The 25,103-nt window shown below is 36.2% G+C and carries 21 protein-coding genes; 16 read left to right on the plus strand and 5 right to left on the minus strand.

Features of this window, described 5'->3' with window-relative positions; genetic code table 11:
• The first annotated feature begins 8 nt into the window (after positions 1-8).
• The 11 genes from H6X70_RS07500 to H6X70_RS07550 all read left to right on the plus strand — a co-directional run bounded on the left by H6X70_RS07500 (position 9) and on the right by H6X70_RS07550 (position 15,299).
• Positions 9-1,628, plus strand: a complete 1,620-nt coding sequence (locus H6X70_RS07500; RefSeq protein WP_194767062.1) for an arabinan endo-1,5-alpha-L-arabinosidase — start codon at positions 9-11, stop codon at positions 1,626-1,628.
• 7 nt (positions 1,629-1,635) lie between these two features.
• Complete coding sequence (locus H6X70_RS07505) at positions 1,636-2,634, plus strand: glycoside hydrolase family 43 protein (protein WP_194767063.1); 999 nt, start codon at positions 1,636-1,638, stop codon at positions 2,632-2,634.
• 5 nt (positions 2,635-2,639) lie between these two features.
• Positions 2,640-3,623 carry an arabinan endo-1,5-alpha-L-arabinosidase gene (locus tag H6X70_RS07510; protein WP_194767064.1) on the plus strand — a complete coding sequence of 328 codons (984 nt, stop codon included), beginning with the start codon at positions 2,640-2,642 and terminating at the stop codon, positions 3,621-3,623.
• A 44-nt stretch (positions 3,624-3,667) separates the two neighbouring features.
• A complete protein-coding gene (locus tag H6X70_RS07515; RefSeq protein ID WP_194767065.1) occupies positions 3,668-6,046 on the plus strand; it encodes a glycoside hydrolase family 127 protein in 2,379 nt (792 codons plus the stop codon).
• Between the two features lie 85 nt (positions 6,047-6,131).
• On the plus strand, positions 6,132-7,475 hold the full coding sequence (locus H6X70_RS07520; protein WP_194767066.1) for an MFS transporter: 1,344 nt from the start codon (positions 6,132-6,134) through the stop codon (positions 7,473-7,475).
• Position 7,476: 1 nt separating this feature from the next.
• The gene (locus H6X70_RS07525) at positions 7,477-8,424 is read left to right on the plus strand and encodes a family 43 glycosylhydrolase (RefSeq protein ID WP_194767067.1); all 948 of its coding nucleotides are present in this window, start codon (positions 7,477-7,479) and stop codon (positions 8,422-8,424) included.
• A 150-nt stretch (positions 8,425-8,574) separates the two neighbouring features.
• Positions 8,575-10,245: a ribulokinase gene (locus H6X70_RS07530; protein ID WP_194767068.1), complete on the plus strand. Its 1,671-nt coding sequence runs from the start codon at positions 8,575-8,577 to the stop codon at positions 10,243-10,245.
• Positions 10,246-10,249: 4 nt separating this feature from the next.
• Positions 10,250-10,951 (plus strand): L-ribulose-5-phosphate 4-epimerase, encoded by a 702-nt coding sequence (locus tag H6X70_RS07535; RefSeq protein ID WP_194767069.1) that lies wholly within the window; start codon positions 10,250-10,252, stop codon positions 10,949-10,951.
• A 21-nt stretch (positions 10,952-10,972) separates the two neighbouring features.
• Positions 10,973-12,466 carry an L-arabinose isomerase gene (araA, locus tag H6X70_RS07540; protein ID WP_194767070.1) on the plus strand — a complete coding sequence of 498 codons (1,494 nt, stop codon included), beginning with the start codon at positions 10,973-10,975 and terminating at the stop codon, positions 12,464-12,466.
• 28 nt (positions 12,467-12,494) lie between these two features.
• Positions 12,495-13,679 (plus strand): aldose epimerase family protein, encoded by a 1,185-nt coding sequence (locus H6X70_RS07545; RefSeq protein WP_194767071.1) that lies wholly within the window; start codon positions 12,495-12,497, stop codon positions 13,677-13,679.
• Positions 13,680-13,733: 54 nt separating this feature from the next.
• Complete coding sequence (locus tag H6X70_RS07550; protein ID WP_194767072.1) at positions 13,734-15,299, plus strand: solute:sodium symporter family transporter; 1,566 nt, start codon at positions 13,734-13,736, stop codon at positions 15,297-15,299.
• 96 nt (positions 15,300-15,395) lie between these two features.
• On the opposite strand, the gene H6X70_RS07555 is transcribed toward H6X70_RS07550, so the two are convergent.
• Entirely contained in the window at positions 15,396-17,318 is a 1,923-nt protein-coding gene (locus tag H6X70_RS07555; RefSeq protein ID WP_228530302.1) for a glycoside hydrolase family 97 protein, read from the minus strand.
• A gap of 278 nt (positions 17,319-17,596) precedes the next feature.
• Here H6X70_RS07555 and H6X70_RS07560 point away from each other — a divergent pair, with 278 nt between their 5' ends.
• Entirely contained in the window at positions 17,597-18,409 is an 813-nt protein-coding gene (locus H6X70_RS07560; RefSeq protein ID WP_194767073.1) for an SDR family oxidoreductase, read from the plus strand.
• A gap of 12 nt (positions 18,410-18,421) precedes the next feature.
• On the plus strand, positions 18,422-19,588 hold the full coding sequence (uxuA, locus tag H6X70_RS07565; protein ID WP_194767074.1) for a mannonate dehydratase: 1,167 nt from the start codon (positions 18,422-18,424) through the stop codon (positions 19,586-19,588).
• Between the two features lie 80 nt (positions 19,589-19,668).
• On the opposite strand, the gene H6X70_RS07570 is transcribed toward uxuA, so the two are convergent.
• The 4 genes from H6X70_RS07570 to H6X70_RS07585 all read right to left on the minus strand — a co-directional run bounded on the left by H6X70_RS07570 (position 19,669) and on the right by H6X70_RS07585 (position 23,199).
• Positions 19,669-20,391: a head GIN domain-containing protein gene (locus H6X70_RS07570; RefSeq protein WP_194767075.1), complete on the minus strand. Its 723-nt coding sequence runs from the start codon at positions 20,389-20,391 to the stop codon at positions 19,669-19,671.
• Between the two features lie 104 nt (positions 20,392-20,495).
• On the minus strand, positions 20,496-22,262 hold the full coding sequence (locus H6X70_RS07575; protein WP_194767076.1) for a PspC domain-containing protein: 1,767 nt from the start codon (positions 22,260-22,262) through the stop codon (positions 20,496-20,498).
• Positions 22,255-22,599 carry a PadR family transcriptional regulator gene (locus H6X70_RS07580; RefSeq protein ID WP_194767077.1) on the minus strand — a complete coding sequence of 115 codons (345 nt, stop codon included), beginning with the start codon at positions 22,597-22,599 and terminating at the stop codon, positions 22,255-22,257. Before H6X70_RS07580 ends, H6X70_RS07575 begins: the two co-directional genes overlap by 8 nt.
• Before the next feature lie 153 nt (positions 22,600-22,752).
• The gene (locus tag H6X70_RS07585; RefSeq protein ID WP_194767078.1) at positions 22,753-23,199 is read right to left on the minus strand and encodes a DUF4870 domain-containing protein; all 447 of its coding nucleotides are present in this window, start codon (positions 23,197-23,199) and stop codon (positions 22,753-22,755) included.
• 147 nt (positions 23,200-23,346) lie between these two features.
• On the opposite strand from H6X70_RS07585, the gene H6X70_RS07590 reads away from it, so the two are divergent.
• The 3 genes from H6X70_RS07590 (at position 23,347) to H6X70_RS07600 (ending at position 25,066) form a co-directional block, all read left to right on the plus strand.
• Positions 23,347-23,802 carry a DUF4442 domain-containing protein gene (locus tag H6X70_RS07590; protein WP_194767079.1) on the plus strand — a complete coding sequence of 152 codons (456 nt, stop codon included), beginning with the start codon at positions 23,347-23,349 and terminating at the stop codon, positions 23,800-23,802.
• 147 nt (positions 23,803-23,949) lie between these two features.
• Complete coding sequence (locus tag H6X70_RS07595; protein WP_194767080.1) at positions 23,950-24,750, plus strand: TIGR00266 family protein; 801 nt, start codon at positions 23,950-23,952, stop codon at positions 24,748-24,750.
• Between the two features lie 121 nt (positions 24,751-24,871).
• The gene (locus H6X70_RS07600) at positions 24,872-25,066 is read left to right on the plus strand and encodes a hypothetical protein (protein WP_194767081.1); all 195 of its coding nucleotides are present in this window, start codon (positions 24,872-24,874) and stop codon (positions 25,064-25,066) included.
• Positions 25,067-25,103 lie beyond the last annotated feature (37 nt).

Raw genomic sequence — 25,103 nt, forward strand, 5'->3', positions numbered from 1 at the left:
AAGGAATTATGAAAAAACACAATTATTTTAAGAGCATAAAATCCTTTGCTTTAACTGCGCTAGTCATTTTTTTAAGTGCATGTTCTAGCGATGATGGTATCGACGATTCTTCTGAAACGCCAAAACCAGATCCAGAACCAGAAGTTGAGGTGCCTGTTCCAGAAAGTTTTGAAGGGCCAACTTATGCCGATAATTATTCGTCAATGGCGAGTTGGAATGCCCGTGCACAATGGAATTTAGCTAATGTACACGACCCTACAGTTGAAAAAAGTGGAGACTATTATTACATGTATCAAACCGATGCCTCTTATGGTAATGCGCATGATGGTCATGGCCATTTTCATCATAGACGCTCTAAAGACTTAATAAACTGGGAGTACAGAGGAAGTACTATGGCCAATGTGCCTGCTTGGGTTAAAGATTCTTTAAATAATAAAAGAGCAAGAATGAACCCTGCTTTACCTCCTATAGAAAATCCAGGAATAGGATATTGGGCGCCTTACGTAAAAAAAGTAGGGAATGTATTTAGAATGTATTACAGTATTGTAGTGCTCGATCCTATTGTGGGTACAGATACTTCTAAATCTTGGACGGAGCGTGCTTTTATTGGGCTTATGGAAACCGACGATTTAGGAGCTAATAATTGGGTAGATAAAGGTATGGTGGTTTGCTCGGAACCTGATGGTTTAGAAACGTATACCAGAACAGGCGGAAACGATTGGAGTGGTTATTTTAAATTTAATGGCATAGATCCCACCATGATTGTAACTCCCGAAGGACAACATTGGTTAATTTATGGTTCGTGGCATTCGGGAATTGCTGCGGTAGAACTCGACCCAAATACAGGAAAACCTTTCAAACTAGAAACCCAAGCCGATTATGGGGTGACTATCGCGAAACGCGGAAATAGCCGTTGGCAAGCTTCTGAAGGACCAGAAATTATTTATAATCCAGATACCGATTACTATTATTTGTTTTTAGCTTACGATGAATTATCTGTGGCATACAACACTAGAGTAGCGCGTTCCAAAACTATAACTGGACCGTATCTAGGAATAAATGGTGCCAATGTTACAACAGGGGCAGATTGTTATCCAATGCTAACACATCCATATAGTTTTAAAAACCATACAGGTTGGGTTGGTTTTTCACACTGCTCGGTATTTCAAGATCCAGACACCAAGCAATGGTTTTATGCCTCGCAGGCAAGACTGCCAGAAAATGTTCCTGGGATAGCGGTTTCAAATGCACTTATGATGGGGCATGTTCGTGAAATTGAATGGACAGACGATGGCTGGCCAGTGGTAGCACCAGAACGCTATGCAGGCGTGCCAAGTACAGAAATAACCGAAGCTTCATTTTACGGCTCTTGGGAACATATTGAAATGAATTATCAGTTTAAAACCATTCAAAAAGCATCAACAATTTTTTTAACTGCTGATAAAAAAGTAAGTGGTGATGTAACAGGAAGTTGGTCTTACGATAGTGCTTCTAAAACTTTAACCGTTAATGGCGTAAAATGTAAGGTGAATGATGCTTGGGATTGGGAAGCAGCTACTCGAAAAGTAACCATAACGTATTCTGGGCTTACTCCAGGAGGATTGCCTGTATGGGGAAAGAAAATTTAGGAAGATTATGAAAAATGTATATCTAGCTATGTTTTTAGCGATGCTTGTAGGAGCTTGTCAAACCAAAAAATCGAAGGATAAAGCTCAGGTTATAGAACCTGAAGAAGTTATTGAAAAACCTTTGCAAATGAACAATCCTATAATTAAGGATAAGTTTACTGCCGATGTAGCTACCATTGTTCATAAGGATAAAGTGTATTTATACGCAGGACATGATGAAGCACCTAACGATTTTAATTTTTATAAACTCAATGAGTGGTTGGTGTATTCTTCTTCCGATTTAGTAAACTGGCAGGAACACCCTGTGCCTTTAAAGGCTTCAGATTTTAAGTGGGCATCTGGCGAAGCTTGGGCTTCACAAGTTATCGAGCGTGACGGAAAATTTTATTGGTACGTTACTGTAGAACATGGAACCATTCAAGGCAAATCCATTGGTGTTGCCGTTTCCGATAGTCCAACAGGTCCTTTTAAAGATGCCTTAGGAAAAGCGCTTATCACTAACGATATGACTAAATTTTCTGAAATATTTTGGGACGATATCGATCCTACAGTTTATATCGATGATGATGGTCAGGCTTATTTGTTTTGGGGAAATACCGTTTGTCATTATGCCAAATTAAAAGAGAATATGTTGGAGTTAGATGGCCCAATTCAAAAAATAGACTTACCAAATTTTACCGAAGCCCCTTGGATTCATAAAAAAGGAGATTGGTATTATTTGTCGTATGCTTATCAATTTCCTGAAAAAATTGCCTATGCCATGAGTAAATCTATTAATGGCCCATGGGAATTTAAGGGTGTTTTAAATGAGATTGCTGGAAATTCAAATACAAATCATCAAGCCATAATGGCATTTAAAGGCAAGGATTATTTCTTTTATCACAACGGAAGTATTCAGCCAAACGGTGGAAGTTTTAGACGTTCGGTTTGTATTGATAGGTTGTACTATAATGAAGACGGAACCATGAAACGTGTTATAATGACTTCCGAAGGCATTCAAAATTAAAAATCATGAAATTAACTAAAAAATTCTTCGTACTAGCTGCGTTTTGGAGCTTTCTAGTGGCTTGTGCTCAAGATAAACCCATTACCCACGACCCCGTGGTGGCCAAACAAGGCGATACCTATTATCTGTTTTGTACAGGGCCTGGGATTACAAGTTTTACGTCTAAAGATTTAAAAACCTGGACCCAACAAGCACCTGTTTTTGCTGAAAGTCCGAAATGGGCTAAGGCCGTAGCTCCAGGGTTTAACGGCCATATTTGGGCGCCAGATATTACGTTTCATAACGGCAGGTATTATTTGTACTACTCTATTTCAGCCTTTGGCAAAAATACGTCTGCAATAGGCTTAGTTACCAATTCAACATTAAATCCAAAAGACAAAAATTATAAATGGGAAGATCAAGGTATTGTTATTCAATCTGTACCTGGTAGAGACTTATGGAACGCCATCGATCCGAATCTCATTTTCGACGAAGCGGGTACGCCATGGTTAGCCTTTGGGTCGTTTTGGAATGGATTAAAAATGGTAAAGTTGGCAAGCAATTTAAAAGACTTGGCTCAACCTGAAGCATGGCATACTATTGCAAGACGTGATAGGGATAAGACATTAGAAGATTCAGAACCAGGAAATGCAGCTTTAGAAGGGCCTTTCATTTTTAAAAAGGACACATATTATTATCAGTTTTTATCTTGGGACTACTGCTGTCGTGGAGAGGAAAGTACTTATAAATTAGTTGTTGGTCGCTCTAAAACAGTAACAGGGCCTTATGTTGATAAAGACGGAAAAGCCCTAAACGAAGGTGGCGGATCTTTAGTTATTGAAGGCAACAAAAACTGGTATGGCGTAGGGCATAATAGCGTGTTTACTTTTGATGGTAAAGATTATACGTTTATGCATGGTTACGATGCTAGCGATAAAGCATTGCCAAAATTAATTATTAAAGAAATAACGTGGGTAGACGGCTGGCCAACCGTAAAACCTATGGATTAATAGCAGGCTATAAATTAAAATTAATAGTTTTTTTAAGTTAAAAAATGCAGCATACTTATTTAAAATCTTTATGGCTAGGTTTAGGATTGTTTTGTACAGTTCACACGACGGCTCAAGAATCAGTAGCACTGTTTCCTTTAAATCAGGTTACGGTAACTTCTGGGGTTTTTAAAGATGCTGCTTTAACGGATTTCAATTACATTCAAGATTTAAATCCAGACCGATTACTTAATCCGTTTTTACGAGAATCGGGGTTAAAACCTAAAGCTGAATCTTATACCAATTGGGAAAATACAGGGTTAGACGGTCACACTTTAGGGCATTATTTGTCGGCTTTGTCCATGTATTATGCGTCTACAAAAGACACAAAAGCCAATGCATTAATTATTTATGTTTTGGCTGAATTACAAAAAGTACAGCAGGCTAATGGAAATGGTTATATTGGTGGAATCCCTGAAAGTAATGCGCTTTGGTCTGAAATTAAGCAAGGGCATATTAACGCTGGTAGTTTTAGTTTAAATGATAAGTGGGTGCCACTTTACAATATTCATAAAACATTTGCTGGTTTAAAAGATGCTTGGGTGTTTGCAGAAAAACCTGAAGCTAAAGCCATGTTAATCGCTTTAACAGATTGGTTTATAGAGGTTACAAAAAACCTTTCAGAATCACAAATCCAAGATATGTTGCGTTCGGAACACGGTGGTTTAAATGAAGTGTTTGCCGATGTATATCAGATTTCAGGAGAAAAGAAATATCTAGATTTGGCTAAACGTTTTTCCGAACAGGTGCTGTTGAATCCTTTGTCTGCAAATCAAGATATTTTAACAGGCAGGCATGCCAATACACAAATTCCGAAGTTTATTGGTTTCGAGCGTATTTCGCAATTAGATCACGACCAAAAGTACCATCAATCGGCTTTAAACTTCTTTAATAATGTTGTAAACCAACGTTCTTTAAGTATTGGAGGCAACAGTGTGCGAGAACATTTTAATCCTATTGATGATTTTAGTGAAGTTTTAAGTGGCGAACAGGGGCCAGAAACCTGTAACACTTACAATATGCTCAAATTAAGTAAAATGCTTTTTGAGGATACAGCCCATGAAGGGTACATCGATTTTTACGAACGCGGACTCTATAATCATATTTTATCATCACAAAATCCTAAAGGGGGCTTTGTCTATTTTACACCCATGCGTCCTGGACATTACCGCGTGTACTCGCAACCAGAAACTAGTTTTTGGTGCTGTGTAGGCTCGGGCATGGAGAATCATACCAAGTATAACGAATTAATTTACGCAAAACATAAGGATGCTTTGTATGTAAATTTATTTATACCTTCTCAGGTTTCTTGGAATGAAAAAGGTGCAACCCTAACACAAAATACAGACTTTCCAGAAGTGCCTTCAACCGAATTAGTTTGGTCGAGTAAAAAGAATGTTCAAGCCACACTCATGTTACGCTATCCGGAGTGGGTAACCGCAGGAACGCTAAAGTTGTATTTAAATGGTAAACCTCAAAATATAGCTGGAACTCCTGGATCTTATATTCCTATTCGAAGAATTTGGAAAAACGGCGATACCATTAAAATGGAAGTGCCTATGCATTTAAGTGTTGAAGACATTCCAGATCAATCGGGTTATGTGTCTGTTAAATATGGCCCCATTGTTTTAGCAGCTGTTACAGGTGACGCCAATCAAGACGGACTGTTTGCAGATGATAGTCGAGGCGGGCATGTGGCTTCAGGACCATTTTTACCTTTAACGGAAGCACCTATGTTTGTATCTGAAAAGAATGAAAATATCTTAAATAAAATTAAAGCAGTTTCAGGAAAACCATTAGAATTTTCAGCTGAAGATTTAATACAGCCTTCAGCATATAAACATTTAATATTGCAGCCTTTTTATAAAATTCACGAAAAGCGTTATGCCATATATTTCAAAAAAGAAACCCCAAAAGGGCTTGAGAAAATGCAACAAACATTGGCAGAAAAGCAAAAGGCTGAAGCCTATTTAAGAGCCATAACGGTAGATTTTATTGCGCCTGGAGAACAACAACCAGAATCCGATCATGGCATTGAATCTAATCAGTCTCATACAGGAGTAAACCAAAACAGACATTGGCGTGATGCGACCGGTTGGTTTAGTTATCAGTTGAAAAATAAAGATAAGGCTGCTAAAGCTTTACGAGTTACTTATTTTGGTAAAGATGCCAATCGAAATTTTAAAATTTTAATCAATGGAAAACAAATTGCTAATCCCAAACTAAAAGGGGATAAAGGCGATGTGTTTTTTGATGTTGATTATGAAATTCCAGCAGATTTAGCGAAGTCAAGCGACATTTTAAAATTGCGTTTTGAAGCTGAATTAGGCTCGGTAACAGCAGGTATTTATGGTGTGCGATTAATAAATGTAGCTGTAGATTAAAAAAAATGGAGTTAAAAATATAAGTATTAATCACTAATCGGGGACAGATTTAAAAAAGGTTAACGGTAGTATTTTTTAAAAACATATGAAATCAGAAAATCAAAAGTTAAGCGTACTTGAAAAAGTTGGATATGGTTCTGGGGACGCCGCTGTAAATGTGGTGATATCATCCATGTTCCTTATTATTACTTTTTTCTATACCGATGTATTTGGACTAAAGCCAAAGGATATGGCGGTTTTGTTCCTGCTGGTAAGGCTTATTGATGCCATTACCGATCCATTAATGGGACTTATAACCGATAAAGTATCAACCAAATGGGGGCGGTATAGACATTATTTCTTGTTTTTAGCCGTGCCTTTTGGGATTTCAGTTTTCTTAACCTTTTCTACACCAGATTTCGATTATGCTGGTAAAATGATTTATGCTTATGTAACCTACATATTTGTAACCATCATGTTTACTTCGGTAACCATACCCTACATTTCTTTAATAGGTGTTTTAACTAGCGACCCTAAAGAGCGGTTATCTGCGAATGGTTATCGTCTATTTTTTGCTAAAATAGCGGCGTTTTTAGTGTCGATTGTGGTACCTATTTTAGCTGAAAAATTAGGTAAAGATCATATAGGCAAGGGGTATCAACTGGCTATGGGTATTATGGCTTTATTGGGCACAGCATTATTGCTATTCTGTTTTTTTACTACTAAAGAACGTGTTGAGCATAAGGTTGAAGATAAACCTTTAAAAGAACAGTTTAAACTCCTCATTAAAAATGGGCAATGGACTTTATTGTTTGGGGTTTGTTTTTTTGGTACCGTGGGTTATGTTATTCGTAACTCGGTTGCCATTTTTTATGCCAAATATTTTTTAGGTGGCGATGCGAGCGTACAATCTACTTTTATGGCTACAGGGGTTACAGCCGCAATTTTGGCCATGCCAGCCTCTACGTACATTACAAAGCGATATTGTAAAGTAAAATTGTTTAAATGGTCCCAATTAGCTGTTGGCGTTATTAGCTTAATAATGTTGATTTTTGTAAAACCAGGCGATATCATGATTGCTTACGTTTTGTATTTTATCTTATCGTTTGTGGTGGATTTACATGCTCCAGTTTTTTGGTCGGCTATTGCAGAAGCCGTTGATTACGGTCATGCAGAATCCGGGAAACGCGTATCGGGATTGTCTTTTGGAGGGATTTCTTTCGCTCAAAAATTTGGAATGGGCATCGCAGGTGCTGTGGTAGGGTATTTATTAGACTTTTTTGAATATGTACCAAAAGCAGATACACAAAGTGATTATGCACTTTGGGGAATAGCGTTAATGTTAACAGTTATCCCAGGAATATTTCACGTGATTATGGGCGGATTAATGTTTCGTTACAAAATTACAGACACCTACTATGAGACTATAAAAACGAAATTAAACATATAAAATGGATACTACTCGAAACAACAATCCTATCGTTGAACAACGTGCCGATCCGTTTATTTACAAACATACAGATGGCTATTACTATTTTACAGGATCGGTGCCTGCTTACGATAGTATAGAACTTAGGCGGTCTAAAACTTTAAATGGTTTGCAAGATGCCGAGACGTTTATAATTTGGGAAAAACATGAAACAGGCCCCATGAGTCAGCATATTTGGGCGCCAGAAATACACTATTTGGATGGTAAATGGTATATCTATTTTGCTGCTAGTGAGGTGGATGATATCTGGAAATTACGTCCTTATGTTTTGGAATGTAAAGGTCAAGATCCTTTAAAAGATACGTGGATAGAGCTCGGACAAATGCAAGCGGCAGAAGGCGATAATAAAACCTTTATCGATTTTTCTTTGGATGGCACTGTATTCGAAAATGCAGGTAAACGGTATTTCTGCTGGGCAGAAAAGACCGGCGGACAATTCGCTGCTTCAAATTTGTATTTAGCAGAAATGGAATCGCCTATTAAATTAAAAACAGCGCAATTTATGTTAACTACGCCAGATTACGATTGGGAGCGTGTTGATTTTTGGGTGAATGAAGGCCCTGCTGTTATAAAAAATAAAGGGAAGATTTATATAACCTTTTCGGCAAGTGCAACAGGAGCTTGCTATTGCGTGGGCTTAATGGAAGCCGATGAAAATGCCGATTTAATGGACCGAAATTCTTGGACAAAATCAAGATTCCCTGTGCTGCAGTCCGACTATAATAAAAACATCTACGGTGCTGGACATAATAGTTTTACCGTAGCCGAGGATGGTACGCCAATTTGTGTTTACCACGCTAGAGATTATGAAAAAATAGAAGGCGACCCCTTATACGATCCCAATAGGCACACTAGAATTATGGAAGTGACATTTGATGATACAGGAAAACCCATTTTTCAGTTTTATTGAATCGTTGATTTAACATATTAAATAAAATCGAGTGCAAATATTAAGTTGTAAGAACTTAAGAATATTGTCATACATAAAAACACAAGTGTAAAAATAACATTTGTTTTAAATTATCGTTTATATTTGTAACGTAGCAAACGAAGAAAAGAAATGAAAACATACGTAATAGGCTTAGATTATGGATCCGATTCTGTAAGAGCCGTTTTAATAGATACTCAAAATGGTGCCGAATTGGCATCGGAAGTTTACTGGTACCCAAGATGGAAAGCACAGCAATATTGCAACCCTAGTGAGAATTTGTTTAGGCAACATCCACTAGATCATATTGAAGGTTTGGAACACACCATAACTTCGGTTGTCAAGCAAAGTGAAGTAAACCCAGAAACCGTTGCGGGGATCTGTATAGATACCACGGGTTCGTCGCCAATGCCTTTAAATGAAGCAGGGGTGCCATTAGCTTTGGTTGATGGTTTTAAAGAAAATCCAAATGCCATGATGGTACTTTGGAAAGACCATACCTCGGTAAAGGAAGCCAACGAGATTAATGAATTGGCTAGATCTTGGGGAGGAGAAGATTACACAAAATATGAAGGTGGTATTTATTCTTCAGAATGGTTTTGGGCAAAAATATTACACATTGCAAGGGAAGATAAAGCTGTTAAGGAAGCAGCTTATACTTGGATGGAACATTGCGATTTTATCACCTATTTATTAGCCGATAATAAGGATTTAAAAAGTTTTAAAAGAAGCCGTTGTGCAGCAGGGCATAAAGCCATGTGGCATGAAAGCTGGGGCGGTTTACCCGCCAAAGAATTCCTGTCTAAATTAGACCCGTATTTATCAGATTTAAGAGACCGTTTGTATGATGATACGTTTACTTCTAATGAAATCGCAGGACATTTAAATGAAGCTTGGGCTACAAAATTAGGCTTGTCTACAAAATGTGTGATTGCTGTAGGTACTTTCGATGCACATTCTGGAGCTGTGGGTGCCAAAGTAGACAACAATACTTTGGTGCGTGTTATGGGAACTTCAACCTGCGATATTATGGTCTCTTCGTATGAGACACTGGGCGATATCTGTGTTAAAGGAATTTGCGGCCAAGTTGATGGTTCGGTAATTCCTGGCATGATTGGTTTAGAGGCAGGACAATCTGCGTTTGGAGATGTATTGGCTTGGTTTAAAAGTATCTTGTATTGGCCAATAGATAATTTGGTTATGACTTCAACCATATTGACGGAAGATCAAAAGCAGAAACTTCAAGAAGAACTGGATGCTAAATTCATTAGAACTTTAGCCGAACAAGCTGAAAAAATACCACATGCTGTAGCAGTACCTATGGCATTAGATTGGGTTAACGGAAGGCGCACGCCCGATGCCAATCAAGAGCTTAAGGCTGCATTATCAGGGCTGTCATTAGGGACTAAAGCCCCTCATATTTTTAAAGCTTTGGTAAATGCCATTTGTTTTGGTTCTAAAATGATTGTAGATCGATTTGAAAGCGAAGGCGTAAAAATAGAATCTGTTATTGGTATTGGCGGTGTGGCTAGAAAGTCACCATTCATCATGCAAACATTAGCCAATGTATTAAATAGACCTATAAAAGTTGCCGAATCCGATCAAGCACCCGCATTAGGAGCCGCTATCTATGCCGCTGTTGCCGCTGGTATTTATAAAGATGTTATTGAAGCTAGTAAGGTTATGGGAAGTGATTTTGAAGCTGAATATTATCCTAAAGCCAATGAAGTTGAAACCTATGCTGCCTTAATGGAATCGTATAAGGAATTGGCTGAGTTTGTTGAAAAAACGATTAAAAAGTAAAATTATGAGTTCTAAATTTAAATTACTTAAGGAAGAATGCTACGAAGCGAATATGCAATTAAATGCTTTGAATTTAGTCGTGTATACTTTTGGAAACGTAAGTGCGGTTGATAGAGAAAATGGTGTATTTGCTATTAAACCAAGTGGTGTTGCCTACGAGGTTTTAAAACCAGAAGATATCGTTATTGTCGATTTTGATAATAAGATTATTGAAGGGGCTATGAGGCCTTCTTCAGATACCAAAACACACGCATATCTGTATAAAAATTGGACAGAAATTGGAGGTATTGCGCATACACATGCGACCTATTCTGTGGCTTGGGCACAATCGCAATTAGACATTCCCATTTTTGGTACTACCCATGCCGATCATTTAACGGCCGATATTCCTTGTGCGCCACCCATGCGCGATGATCTTATTGAAGGGAATTACGAACACAATACAGGCATTCAAATTTTAGAGTGTTTTAAAGATAAACAGCTTTCTTATAAAGAAGTGGAAATGATCCTTATTGGTAATCATGGCCCTTTTGCTTGGGGAAAAGATGCAGCAAAGGCTGTTTATAATAGCAAAGTACTAGAGGTCATTGCAGAAATGGCTTATTTAACAAGACAAATTAATCCCAATGCCCCAAGATTAAAAGATTCATTAATTAAAAAACATTATGAACGTAAGCACGGTGCAAACTCATATTACGGTCAGTAACAATAAAAAAAATAGTCAAAAATGATAGATATTTCTAAAAAGGAAGTTTGGTTTATAACTGGTAGTCAGGATTTATATGGAGAAGAAACCTTAACCCAAGTGGCCAAAAATTCAACCATTATAGCAGAAGCTTTAAATGACTCTAAAGCAATTCCTGTTCAAATTATTTTTAAGCCAACAGTAAAATCTTCTGAAGAAATTTACGAAACCTTAACCGCTGCCAATCAAGAAAAGAATTGCATAGGAATCATCACTTGGATGCACACCTTCTCTCCAGCGAAAATGTGGATTCGCGGTCTTACGGCACTTCAAAAACCCTTGTTGCATTTACATACTCAGTTTAATCGCGATATCCCTTGGGGAACCATTGATATGGATTTCATGAATTTAAATCAATCGGCGCATGGCGATCGTGAATTTGGATTTATGGTGAGTCGTTTGCGTAAAAATAGAAAAGTAGTTGTTGGCCATTGGTCTACAGATGCTGTACAAAAGAAAATCGGGGATTGGACGCGAGTTGCCGCTGGTTGGGATGATTGGCAAGGAGCAAGGTTTGCGCGTTTTGGAGATAATATGCGTTATGTTGCCGTAACCGATGGCGATAAAGTGGAAGCAGAAACTGTATTTGGTTTTTCAGTAAACACTTATGCCGTAGGTGATTTAGCAGCCGTGATAAATAACATTTCCGATGATGCTATAAATGCACTAATTAAAGAATATGAAGCCTCTTATCACATGGCAGATTCTTTGTTAGAAGGCGGAAAAGATAGACAATCTCTAATAGAATCGGCACGTATAGAATTAGGACTGGAGAAGTTTTTAGTAGATGGAAATTTTAAAGGTTTTAGCGATACGTTTGAAGATTTACACGGTATTAAACAATTGCCAGGCATCGCCGTACAACGTCTTATGCAAAAAGGCTATGGTTTTGCTGGCGAAGGCGATTGGAAAACGGCAGCATTAACCCGTGCCATGAAAGTGATGGGGTCTGGTTTAGAAGGCGGTAATGCTTTTATGGAAGATTATACTTATCATTTAGATCCATCAGCTCCAAGAATTTTAGGGTCGCACATGTTAGAAGTCGATCCTGTTTTGGCTGCAAATAAACCAACTTGCGAAATTCATCCTTTAGGAATTGGCGGAAAAGCAGATCCTGTACGTTTAGTTTTTAACGGAAGAGCAGGTACTTCTCTTGTAGCTGGTTTAATGGATTTTGGAAACCGATTTAGATTATTAATCAATAAAACCATTGGTGAAGAAGTGGTTGAAGCCTTACCTAACTTGCCTGTGGCTAGAATCATGTGGAAACCATTACCAGATTTTGAAACAGCTTGTACGGCATGGATTTTAGGAGGCGGAGCGCATCATACTTGTTACAGTGAAAATATTTCGGTTGAACAGATGGAAGATTTTGCTGAAATGGCCAACATAGAATCCTTAGTTATTGATGAAAATACAACGCTAAGTAATTTTAAAATGGCTATTAAAACCAACGAAGCGTTTTATAATCATTAAATTGTTCACCAAACCAAATGACAGGAAAATGAAAATTTTAAAGACCAGTTTCTCTTGTGCTTTATTTTTATTAATGAGTATTGCAACGCTGAGTTGTAAAGAGACAAAAAAAGAACATGATAGTGACCAAAAAGAAATAGCAGTGAAAGCACATTTAACTATTGAAAAATCTAAATTTGGTGTGATGCCAGATAGTACAATTATAGATCAATTTACACTCAAAAACGCTAATGGGGTTACATTGAATGTGATTACTTACGGAGGTAGAATTACTTCTTTAAAAGTACCTAATAAAAATGGTGCCTTTGAAAATGTTGTTTTAGGTTTTGATAATTTAGAGGATTATTTAAAAGATAATCCTTTTTTTGGAGCGTTAATTGGTCGTTTTGGAAACCGTATTGCTAAAGGGAAATTTACTTTAAATGGAAATGAGTTTACCTTAGCCACTAACGATGGTCCTAATCATTTACACGGTGGTGTTGATGGATTCGATCGCGTTGTTTGGACCGCAGAACCTATTGAAGGTGAAGAGGAATCAGCCTTAAAATTAACCTATTTAAGTAAAGATGGCGAAGAGGGGTATCCTGGAAACTTAAAGGTAACTGTGGTTTACACGCTTACTAAAGATAACGCTTTGGAGGTTTCTTATAAAGCCACGACTGATAAAGCTACCGTGGTAAACTTAACCCAGCATGCATATTTCAATTTAACAGGAGATTTTACAAAAGACATTCTAGATCATGAAGTGATGATTAATGCTGATGCTTATTTGCCTGTTGATGCGACTTTAATCCCAACAGGAGTGATTAAAAATGTTGAAGGGACTCCTTTCGATTTTAGAAAAGCTAAAACCATAGGGAAAGACATTACTACGCAAAATGAGCAATTAACCTTGGGAAAAGGTTACGACCATTGTTGGGTGTTAAATGGCGAAAAAGAAACCATGAGACAAGTGGCTTCAGCTTACGATAAAGCAAGTGGTCGCCTTATGGAAATTTATACTGATGAGCCTGGAATTCAATTTTATACGGGAAACTTTTTAGATGGCACCTTACCAATGCCTGAAGGAGGAACTTATGGACACAGAACAGGTTTTTGTTTAGAAACACAACACTTTCCAGATGCGCCTAATCAAAAAAACTTTCCTTCGGTGGTTTTAAACCCCGGAGAAACTTACACAACAAAAACGTCGTTTAAGTTTATTGTGAAATAAGTATGCCGTAGTATTGTTTTCATAACCATTTCTTACTAACTAAACACATTAAATATGGATATTATTTCTTTTGCTGCCTTTACTTTATTGGTAGCTGTAATCGCATGGTGGTCTACACGAAAGACAGATGAAAAGTCTTCCGATGGCTATTTCTTAGGCGGACGAAGCCTAACAGGCCCTGTAATCGCAGGGTCATTGTTGCTTACAAATCTTTCAACCGAACAAATTGTAGGAATGAACGGTGTGTCTTTTAGAGACGGAATACCTATTATGGCTTACGAAGTTGTAGCGGCTATTGCTATGGTTTTTACAGCATTTGTATTACTTCCAAAATATTTAAAAAGTGGTATAGCAACTATTCCACAATTCTTAGAAAATAGATATGGAAAATCAACTAAAACCATTGTCTCCTTACTTTTTCTTTTAGGATATGCTATTTCTATGTTGCCAACGGTGCTATATTCGGGTGCTTTGGCGATAAATACCATGTTCGATATTCCTGAAAAGTTAGGCATGAATCCAGAACCAGCACTTTGGGCTACTGTTTGGGCTATTGGTATTATAGGTAGTATCTATGCTATTTTTGGCGGATTGAAAGCTGTTGCTGTATCCGACTCTATTAATGCTGTTGGTTTGATTATTGGTGGTTCGTTAATTCCCATTTTTGGTTTAATGAAGATTGGCGATGGTAATGTTTTAACAGGCTTAAAAACATTAACCACAGCGCTTCCCGAAAAGTTTGATATTATTGGAGGGCCAGATTCCGATGTGCCATTTTGGACCCTTTTTACGGGAATGATTATTGTGAATTTTTATTATTGGGGCACTAATCAAGCCATTATTCAAAGAGCGCTTGGGGCTAAAAACTTAAAAGAAGGTCAGAAAGGGCTTTTACTAGCCGCTTTTATAAAAATATTAGGACCTTTTATAGTGGTACTACCAGGAATTATTGCGTTTTATATTTTTAATGGCGATTTAGCTAATGCAGATGAAGCCTATCCTATGGTGGTTAAAGCCGTGCTTCCCGTTGCGTTTATCGGTTTTTTTGCTGCTGTATTATTCGGCGCTATTTTAAGTTCGTTTAATAGTGCATTAAATAGTTCGGTAACCTTATTCGGACTTGATTTTTACAAAGAATACATCAATAAAAATGCCTCAGAAAGTCAGGTTGTAAAAGCAGGAAAAACCTTTGGTATTATATTAGCTTTATTCTCTATGGGTATTGCGCCATTACTTTACGGGGTACAGGGAGGAATTTTTACTTATTTACAAGAATTAAATGGTACACATAGTGTGCCTATTTTGGCTATTGTCATAGTAGGGATATTTTCTAAACGTGTTTCAGGAAAAGCCGCTAATATTGCTATATTGTTTAGTGTGGTAACCTATTTAGTCACGCTTTATGTTATTAAACCAAACATTAGTTTCTTGCATTTAATGGGCATTTTATTTGTATTAACAATCATTATTATGTTTGTAGTAAGTTATTTTGTGCCTAGAGAAACAGATTATAAACAAGAGTATACAAAGCAAGTAGATATCACGCCTTGGCAATATGTTAAACCAGTTGGTTATTTAGTTGTTGCCGCAGTAATTGGGCTATATATTTATTTGTCTTAAGTAGAAAACTTATAAATCTAAAAGGTCTTAAAAGTTAAAACAATCGTCAATAAATTCAGATTGATGTGAATTTTACTTTTAAGACCTTTTTTTTGTTTAAAATTTCATCACAAAGCCGCCATGTGCTTTCATGTTTATAGTCATAATAGCGCTTGGTTCTAAAGTGGTTTGGCTAAATCCATTGTTATCATTATCAGTAATTATAAAACCCTTTTCTTTTGTAATAAATGATAAATCAATAGAGATTTTTTTGACTGTGTTTTCACCATTTATTCCAGTAATAAACCAGCTATCACCTTTCTTTCTAGCCATGATTACAAACTTACCAGGATATCCTGCAATAAATTTCGACTCGTCCCAGTTTGCTGGAATGGCTTTTAAATAATCGCGAACAAATTGCGGCTGTTTTTCCATTGCTTCTGGAATTTCGGCGATATGCTGAATTCCAGATAAGAATAGTGTAGGTAAAGCCAATTCGAATGCTGGTGTCGTTTTTCTAGTGATATTAGGGATAGAATCTAAAACCATTGGGGTGAAATCCATGGGATCGAAAGCATTACGAGCAAAAGGTAACATGGCACAGTGGCTGGGTTGTAAATCGGCATTTTCCTGAACAAACGTGATAAATTCTTCACCTTTAATCGCTTCAACAGTTACTAAATGCGGATAGGTGCGTTGCCAACCTCTAGGTAGTGTTGCGCCGTGAAAATTAACCATTAATTTATGGGCTGCAGCATCTTTTAAAATGTCATGATAATAGGCAATCATAGATTGTCCGTCACCACCAAAAAAGTCGATTTTAACACCAGAAACACCTATATCATTTAGCTTTTTGAATTCGCTTGCACGATCTTCATGGGTTAATAATTTACCTTTAGGATGGTATGGCGTGGAATTCCATGAACCTGAAGAATTGTACCAAACGTTTATTTTTACATTTTTGCTAGCCGCATAATCAACAAGTTTTTTCATTTTTTCAAAACCAATTTTTGTGTCCCAATCGGCATCAATAAGGCAAAAGGGCCACTTCATATCCGAAGCGTAATCAATAAATTTCATGGAAGTTTCAAAAGTGGTAAAATCATCTTTCAATAACACCCAACTCCAAGAACTTAAACCTGTTTCAATAAATGAGGTATCCATATCGATGGCTTTTTCAGCTAAATCGGTACCCAAAGTGCTTTCTGTAATTGTTTTTAAGTCTCCAATTGCAATGATACGCCACGGGGTAAACCAAGGTAATTTAGACTCAGGGTTTAATGCGCCATTAGGAAAAACTTCCTCGGTTTGCGGAAAAGTAACTTGTAATGCATGCGCTTTGGTATTGTATTTTAGTCGTGTACCGCAGTAGGTTTTTCCTAGAGCTGCCTCCGAAACTAACAACCAAGTATCTGCCGTGTTAAATAGGGCAGGGTAAACCCAACCTTCACCAATTGGAGAGGGCGTGTTTACAGGAATTTCCATCAAATAATTTTCTTCGTAAGACGGATTGGTTTCACTCCAACCTGTTTTTGCTTTCGACATAGGTTGTAACCACGATTTTGTTTGTGTACTAAAATTATAGGTGGTTTTTTCTTCAACAATTTTTTTTATTTCTGAAGAATTTTCAGGAAAATGATAGCGAAAAGCAACACCGTTTTCAGAGATTTGGAAAATAATATCGATACGATTACCTAAATCATTTTTTAATTGTGCCTTGTATTCGTTTGCCGAATAAGACCTGTTTTTACGTTTTCCTTGAAGCATGTTATAATGGTCTGTGACTGATTTAGGGCCAGAAACTGAAATGATTTCAAGATTGTTGTAAAAGGAAGCATCTTCTCTTATGATGCCCAAAAGAGATGAATCAATGACTGTTTTGTTTTGATAAAGCACCTTATAGCTTGCAGCTTTTTCTGCGTTGAGCTTAAATTCAACCGAAATACTTTTTGAAGGATTTTCAAAAAAATGTTCTTTTTTTTCTGCAGAACATGAGCAGAGCATAACCATTAAAATAGTTAGAATAGTGTAGTTTTTCATATTTAAGTGTTTATTTTACACTTGTAAAAATATGAAAAATAATATGGCTTTTAAAATTTAAGCTTATTAATTGATTGTCTATAGTTTAGGACAGCTATTTCTTGTAGTGTAGCTGAATGATTTTTTTTGTTTTTTGGTAAATCCAATTAATCAATTCGAGGATTCAGAGATTTTTACATTTTTATACTTAACAGAGTAGTAAAAACGGTATGGGGATATGGTATTTTTAAATTTGTTACTATCTTATGCCTTTCAAAAAAAGACACAAAATTACATATATGAATTTATTTAATCTTAAAGATAAAGTAGTGCTTGTAACAGGTGCAGGTGGTGTGTTAGGAGGAAGTATGGCAGAATACTTATTAGCAAATGAAGCAACTGTAATTGTATTGCATTACAAACAAAAAACGGTTGAAGCTACCGTAAAAAAGCTAAGAGCTATTAGCGATAAAGTCGATGGGTTTGTATGCAATGTTGTCGAACAGGAAAGTCTTCAAGAAGCTTCGGATGCCATTATTAAAAAGTACGGAAAAATAGATGTTCTCATTAACGCTGCTGGTGGAAACATGCCAGGAGCAACCATTGGACCAAATCAGTCTTTTTTCGATATTAATATGGACGACTTTAAAAAAGTAGTGGATTTAAATTTATTTGGAAGCATTATCCCCTCGGTTGTTTTTGGTAAAGAAATGGTAAAAAATGGCTCTGGAATTATTATTAATATCTCATCCATGGCTTCAGATCGTGCCATAACTCGCGTTGCAGGTTATTCGGCATCCAAGGCAGCAATAGATAATTATACCAAATGGTTATCGGTAGAACTGGCTACAAAATATGGCGATGGCTTACGTGTAAATGCTATTGCTCCTGGGTTTTTTGTAGGAAATCAAAACAGAGCATTGTTGCTAAACGAAGATGGTACTTATACCGATAGAGGCCATACCATAATACAAAATACACCAATGAAACGTTTTGGAGAAGCTAACGAATTGCATGGCGCACTACATTTTTTGTGTAGCGATGCATCAAAATTTGTAACGGGCATTGTTATTCCTGTTGATGGCGGATTTAGTGCTTTTAGTGGCGTTTAAATAAATTATAAAATGAAACAAACATTTAGATGGTTTGGAGTTTCAGACCCCGTAAAATTATCACATATCAAACAAGCTGATGCCTCAGGAGTTGTAACAGCATTACATCATATACCCAATGGTGAAGTTTGGGAAGTTGACGAGATTTTAAAAGTTAAAAGTGCCATTGAAGCACATGATTTAGAGTGGACTTTTATTGAAAGTATTCCAATCCATGAAAATATAAAACTTAAAAAAGGCGATTATTTACAGCGCATTGAAAACTATAAACAAAGTTTGATAAATGTAGCAGCCTGCGGCATTAAAAACGTATGTTATAATTTTATGCCTGTTCTAGATTGGACCCGAACTCAATTGTATTGGAAATTACCAAATGGCAGTACGGCCTTGCGATTTGATAAGGTTGAAATGGCTGTTTTTGAAAGTTACATTATGAAACGGAAAGATGTTGAAGCATCATACACGCCAGAGGTATTAGAGAGAGCTAAACAGTTGTTTGCTAAAATGACTACTGAAGAAAAACAGCAACTTGAAGACAGTATTTTAAAAGGCTTACCCGGAACGGTTGATGATTTAACGATACCTGTTTTTAAGGAAATGATTGCGCAATACGAGCATTTAACGCATGCCGATTTAAAAGCCAATTTATCCTATTTTCTAAATGAAGTCATTCCCCTTTGTGAAACACTTGGCATTGTTATGGCCATTCATCCAGACGATCCGCCAATAGATATTATGGGGCTTCCCAGAATTATTAAGTCGGAAGCAGATTTAGATGATTTGGTTGGTTTTATTGATAGCCCTTCAAACGGCATTACTTTTTGTACAGGATCATTAGGGGCAAATCCAGAAAATGACTTACCAAAAATGATTAAGAAGTTTGCAAACCGCATACACTTTTTACATCTTAGAAATGTGAAAAGAGAAGCTAATGGTAGCTTTTATGAAGACAATCACTTAGAAGGTTCTACAGATATGTTTGATGTTGTAAAAGCTGTTTTAGAAATTGAAAAGGCACGCAAAGTACAATTGCCTATGCGACCAGATCATGGGCATCAAATGTTGCAGGATTTGGAAACAAATTCGGCATATTCAGGGTATACTGCTATTGGTCGTTTAAAAGGTTTAGCAGAATTACGAGGTTTGGAACTTGGTATTTCAAAAAGTTATACGACATAAATAAAAAAGACCATTTCAAGCTTAATTTTAGCTGAAACGGTCTTTTTAAAGCATGACTAATTCAATAAGTTAATTTGTAATTATTTCTGTTTAATACTTCCAGAAGGATTATTGCTTTTTTCTACTTTTTCAGGGTTGCCGTAATAGTTCACACCGCCACCGCTAGAAGCATTTGCAATAAGTTCTTTTGTAGTATTTACCGTAATGTCGGCACCGCTTGTGGCTTTAATTTCAGAAGCTTCAGCAATTAAATCGGCTGCTTTTATATCGCTTCCGCTTGAGGCTTCGGCTATAAGTTTTACTGTTTTTCCAGAGAGTTTTAAATCACTTCCGCTAGATGAACTACAGGTTAATGTTTGGGTATTAACATCTAATGTCATATCACTTCCGCTAGACGATTGTAAATTTAATGCCGAAACCGCAATGGTTTTGTCACTATAAACATTACTACCACTAGAAGCACTAATTGTGGTTATGTTTTTAAAGCTAACCATCACTTTTTTTGCTGTTGCTCGTCCAATATTTTCTTTGGTGTGAATGGTTAAAACACCATCGTTAATTTCGGTTAAAATAAGGGCTTGTAAGTTTTCATCGGCTTCAACGCTAATGCTTTCATGGTCGCTTTGTGTTAAATACACGTTTAAACCTTCAGAAGCTTCAATAGTTGAAAATGCTGAGGTTACCGCTCTGTTTTCGGTAGTTACAATGCCGTTACCACGTGTTCCAGAAGTTAGGTCGAAATTGCAGGATAATAATAATAGGCTTAGTAGAGAGGTTACAATAATTTTGATTAAAGTGGTCATAACTGTTCGATTTTTGATGATTAATTAATAGATTCAAATATCTTTTAAATTGTTACTGATGAATAACTTAAATATCTGAATTGTTGATTTTTACTGATGACTTGTTAATTTTCCGACTGTATGTCGATGCCGTTCGAGTTGATATTTACTTTTACTTCCTCCGATTCTGCTTTTACACCTTGGGCATCAATTTTAATATGACTGTCGTCTGAGTGGATTTCAATGCCTTGTTCGTCAATTTTAACGCGTGGCGTGTTTACTTCAACCTTAAATTCTTCAGCCGGACAGTCTAAACATTTTGAATTATTATCTAAAATTTTTAAATAATGATTGGTGTTTTCATGCGATACAATATTTCCATTATAATAATTGCTTTGCAAAAATGGCTTGGTACTACTATTAAAATAAACGACAGTGTTTTCAGGAAGATAGAGTGTAATATCCACTTCTTGGTCGCTGTATTTATTCTCAACATTGGTTGTTAAAAATGAATCGAGCACTAAAGTTTGATTGTTATAATTAAAGAAGTACGCTATGTTTTTGGCACGGTTTAAAGCGGTTTCATAATCTTTACCATCGGCACTTTTAATAACCGAAATTGAGGCTACAGTATCTGTGGTCGATTTTACCATAATATTGACATCGGAGGTATATATTATTTTGTTTCCGTTTTCATCGTGCGCTACTTTAAAGTTGTTGTGATGTCTTTTGTTGTTAGGATTATATTTATCATTATTGGCCATTTTTACCGTTAGCGTATCATTTGCTTGTATCGGTAATTCTGTTTTTACTATATAATTTTCGTCAAATGCATGCTCACTTGCTTGTCTAATTCCAACAACAATTAAACCTATTATTGAAATTAACCACAGACCTAATAATGTGAATTTTGCTATGTTTCCAATAGATTTTAGGTTGTTGATTAAGATCTTCAAACCTAGATAAAACAAGAAAAAGAACGGAATGCCAACGGCGAAAAATATTAAAAGTGATACCAACCAAATGGGTGTGTTTCCAGCGATAAAAATATCGGCGATATCTAATCCAGGAATATGAATGGCGTCTGCCACACCAACAGATAGAAGCCCGATAATAAGTCCGATTAAAGTTGAAGCGCCTATGATGATGAGCAATACCCCAATAAATTTTGCGAAAATTTTGAAGAAAAACATAAAGATGTCACTAATGGCATCAAAAAAAGTACGGGAGGTCGATTTAATACTATTCGTATCTACATTTTTTGCAGCTTTAGTAACCGAGTCGCTAACATTTTTGGCTACGTGGGCGACATTATCAAAACCGTCTTTTATTTTTTTTTCAATATTACTAATGTTAACAGGTTCGCCCGTCATCATTATTTTTTCGGCAGTTGTTTTGGCTTCAGGAACTAAAATCCAAAGTAAAATATAAAGTAAAACACCTGTGCCAAAGCCTACTATTAAAAGAATCCACGCCAAGCGTACCCAAATGGCATCAATACCAAAATAGTGTGCTAATCCTGAAGAAACTCCAGCAATGTACGAGTTGTCGGGATCTCTAAAAAGCTTTTTAGAGGTTGTAGATTTACGTTTTGAATCGGTTTGTGGCTCATCTTCGAAAATCTCATCATCAACCAAATAATCTTCAGGTTGCCCCATAATAGAAATTACTTCGTCAACCTCTTTAAGTCTAATAACTTGTTTGTTGTTTTCTACACGTTCGTTAAATAATTCAGCAATACGCGCTTCAATATCTGCAATAATTTCATCGCGACCCTGAGAGTCTGTTAACGAGCGTTTTATAGCCTCTAGATAGCCTTGTAATTTTAAGTATGCATCTTCATCAATATGAAAAAATATACCTGCTAAATTTATGTTGACTGTTTTATTCATTTTTTGTTGATTTTTGGCTTGTTACGATATTTACTGCATTTTGGAGTTCATTCCAAGTGGTGTCTAATTCTTTTAAAAAGAGGCGTCCTGTTTCGGTTAAACCGTAGTATTTTCTTGGCGGCCCAGAGGTAGATTCTTCCCATCTATAATTTAAAAGACCTGCGTTTTTAAGCCGTGTTAGTAAGGGATAAATCGTGCCTTCTACCACGAGCAGTTTAGCGTCTTTTAGGGTGTTTAAAATTTCGGCAACATAAGCGTCTTCATCTTTTAAGACCGATAGTATGCAAAATTCTAAAACGCCTTTACGCATTTGTGCTTTTGTGTTTTCTATTTTCATTTGATGTTTTTTATTGCTTTACTTGAGACATGTATTATTCTGAAAATTTATTCGCTTATGTCATGTTTTAAAGCTTTTTAATATTGTGAAACTGTTCATTTTTTGATTGATTTTGATGAATTTATTTTTGATTACTGAATGTTTTCAGTTTGATTATTTTAAAAAGTTGATGGTTAACGGATAATTGTAAAATTCGCCATCTCTTGCTTTTAAACTGGCAATCACAATAAAAACGAGTTCTAAAATGAAGGCGCCAATGGCTAAAACTCCTAAGGCACCACCAATATAAAGTAGGGCAGAAGGCTTGCCTAAATTGATGTGAAAATTCTCGAATCCGTTAAAATCAATAAAATCTAATCCGCTAAAAATTTTAAAGATGAAAAACGGAATCGTAATGCTTCCTAAAATGATAGCATATAATAAAATGCTAATTTGAAAATTAATGGCTTGTTTACCGTGTTTGTCTATAAAATCAGATTTATCCTTATTAGCCACCCATAAAATAATTGGCCCTAAAAAATTCCCAAAAGGAATAATAAACCTACTAAATGTAGATAAATGGATGAAGGTGGCTATATTTTTTTGATGATTATCGATCATGATTTTAAAAGTATATAATAGTTTCTTATGCAAATATATGTCTTAAAAAAGGTATTATGTTACACATAGTACCTAAAATTAACAAAATATTAACAATTATGAATAGCGATTAATTTTATAACTTAGTGAAAAATATAATTTCCATATATGAATATAACCCCAAGAAAATTAAATAGTTATATCGTTTTTAAATTGCCCTCGGCCTTTATATGTGGGGTAAGAACTAAATTTATCGATGATGAAAAATGTATAGTAACCGTAAAACATAAATGGATAAATCAGAATCCATTTAAGTCTATGTTTTGGGCTGTGCAAGGTATGGCTGCCGAGTTTTCAACAGGGGCGTTAATGATGTCTAAAATTCAGGCTACCAATAAAAGAGTATCGATGTTGGTAACCGCAAATCAATCTACCTACACAAAAAAAGCAACAGGAAAAATTACCTTTACTTGTGCTGACGGTTTATTAGTTGATGCCCTTTTAGATGAAGCGATTAAAACTGGCGAAGGACAAACTTTATCCATGAAATCGGTTGGTATAGATGAAGCAGGCGATGTGGTTTCAACGTTTAATTTTGAATGGAGCGTTAAAGTTAAAGGCTAATTTAATCGGATTAATATATAAAAACTCTGTGAGTCTCTGAGTAAAAAGTTTACTTAAAGCCACACAGACTAATAAATTTATTAATCGGATGTAACAAAATTATGAATACAGCAACCAATAAACGTATCAACAAAAAACAATAAGAACATGACAGCACACGAAATTGATTACAGAATTTACGGCGAAGAAATGCAGTACGTCGAAATTGAACTCGATCCAGAAGAAGGCGTTGTGGCCGAAGCAGGTAGTTTTATGATGATGGAAGATGGTATTAAAATGGAAACTATTTTTGGAGATGGCTCTCAAAAGGATTCAAGTTTTCTAGGGCAAATTCTAGGTGCAGGAAAACGTATTCTAACCGGGGAAACTTTATTTATGACCGCCTTTTACAACAATTTAGTTGGTAAACGAAAAGTATCATTTGCATCACCATATCCAGGGAAAATAATTCCAATTGATTTAACGCGTTTTGGAGGTAAATTTATCTGCCAGAAAGATGCTTTTTTATGTGCCGCAAAAGGCGTGAGTATTGGTATAGAATTTTCCAAACGATTAGGACGCGGTTTATTTGGTGGCGAAGGTTTTATCATGCAAAAACTAGAAGGCGATGGTATGGCTTTTGTTCATGCAGGCGGTACCATGGCCATGAAAGAATTACAAGCAGGTGAAACTTTAAGAGTAGATACAGGCTGTATTATTGGTTTTGATCAAACGGTAGATTACGATATCGAGTTTGTGGGAGGTATTAAAAACACTGTGTTTGGAGGCGAAGGTTTGTTTTTTGCAAAACTACAGGGGCCAGGTACGGTTTTTATCCAGTCCTTACCTTTTAGTCGATTAGCTGGACGCGTTTTAGCATCGGCTCCCAAGGCAGGAGGGAAGCATAAAGGTGAAGGCAGTGTGCTTGGAGGTTTAGGAGATTTATTAGATGGGGACAACCGTTTTTAACAAATTAAATTTATGTTAAAAGCTATAGGGTATCTGTTTTTTTAGTAAATTTAGATGTTATTTTAAACAATAAAGCCTATTAATAAATCTACACTTTTACAACCTAAACTTTTAAAATATTATGGCTAGAGCAATGATGGATTACACAATAACTGTGCTTAATAAAGTGAGTTTTGATTCTGCACTGTTTTGCAAAGAGGTACAAAAAGCGTTACAACGTTTATTACCTTACGAAATTGAGGAACTTAAAATTTTTATTCATTCCTTAGTGCAGCAAAACCCCGAACTAAACCAATGTTTAGTTTATATAAAATAAAAAAAGCGACCAATTTGGTCGCTTTTTTTATGTGTGT

Origin of the sequence: Tamlana sp. I1 (assembly GCF_015355625.1) — a bacterium.
Classification (GTDB): domain Bacteria; phylum Bacteroidota; class Bacteroidia; order Flavobacteriales; family Flavobacteriaceae; genus Pseudotamlana.

Coding starts and splice junctions, on each gene's coding strand:
- H6X70_RS07500 (WP_194767062.1), top strand. CDS start 9: ATGAAAAAACACAATTATTTTAAGAGCATAAAATCCTTTGCTTTAACT.
- H6X70_RS07505 (WP_194767063.1), top strand. CDS start 1,636: ATGAAAAATGTATATCTAGCTATGTTTTTAGCGATGCTTGTAGGAGCT.
- H6X70_RS07510 (WP_194767064.1), top strand. CDS start 2,640: ATGAAATTAACTAAAAAATTCTTCGTACTAGCTGCGTTTTGGAGCTTT.
- H6X70_RS07515 (WP_194767065.1), top strand. CDS start 3,668: ATGCAGCATACTTATTTAAAATCTTTATGGCTAGGTTTAGGATTGTTT.
- H6X70_RS07520 (WP_194767066.1), top strand. CDS start 6,132: ATGAAATCAGAAAATCAAAAGTTAAGCGTACTTGAAAAAGTTGGATAT.
- H6X70_RS07525 (WP_194767067.1), top strand. CDS start 7,477: ATGGATACTACTCGAAACAACAATCCTATCGTTGAACAACGTGCCGAT.
- H6X70_RS07530 (WP_194767068.1), top strand. CDS start 8,575: ATGAAAACATACGTAATAGGCTTAGATTATGGATCCGATTCTGTAAGA.
- H6X70_RS07535 (WP_194767069.1), top strand. CDS start 10,250: ATGAGTTCTAAATTTAAATTACTTAAGGAAGAATGCTACGAAGCGAAT.
- araA (WP_194767070.1), top strand. CDS start 10,973: ATGATAGATATTTCTAAAAAGGAAGTTTGGTTTATAACTGGTAGTCAG.
- H6X70_RS07545 (WP_194767071.1), top strand. CDS start 12,495: ATGAAAATTTTAAAGACCAGTTTCTCTTGTGCTTTATTTTTATTAATG.
- H6X70_RS07550 (WP_194767072.1), top strand. CDS start 13,734: ATGGATATTATTTCTTTTGCTGCCTTTACTTTATTGGTAGCTGTAATC.
- H6X70_RS07555 (WP_228530302.1), bottom strand. CDS start 17,318: ATGAAAAACTACACTATTCTAACTATTTTAATGGTTATGCTCTGCTCA.
- H6X70_RS07560 (WP_194767073.1), top strand. CDS start 17,597: ATGAATTTATTTAATCTTAAAGATAAAGTAGTGCTTGTAACAGGTGCA.
- uxuA (WP_194767074.1), top strand. CDS start 18,422: ATGAAACAAACATTTAGATGGTTTGGAGTTTCAGACCCCGTAAAATTA.
- H6X70_RS07570 (WP_194767075.1), bottom strand. CDS start 20,391: ATGACCACTTTAATCAAAATTATTGTAACCTCTCTACTAAGCCTATTA.
- H6X70_RS07575 (WP_194767076.1), bottom strand. CDS start 22,262: ATGAATAAAACAGTCAACATAAATTTAGCAGGTATATTTTTTCATATT.
- H6X70_RS07580 (WP_194767077.1), bottom strand. CDS start 22,599: ATGAAAATAGAAAACACAAAAGCACAAATGCGTAAAGGCGTTTTAGAA.
- H6X70_RS07585 (WP_194767078.1), bottom strand. CDS start 23,199: ATGATCGATAATCATCAAAAAAATATAGCCACCTTCATCCATTTATCT.
- H6X70_RS07590 (WP_194767079.1), top strand. CDS start 23,347: ATGAATATAACCCCAAGAAAATTAAATAGTTATATCGTTTTTAAATTG.
- H6X70_RS07595 (WP_194767080.1), top strand. CDS start 23,950: ATGACAGCACACGAAATTGATTACAGAATTTACGGCGAAGAAATGCAG.
- H6X70_RS07600 (WP_194767081.1), top strand. CDS start 24,872: ATGGCTAGAGCAATGATGGATTACACAATAACTGTGCTTAATAAAGTG.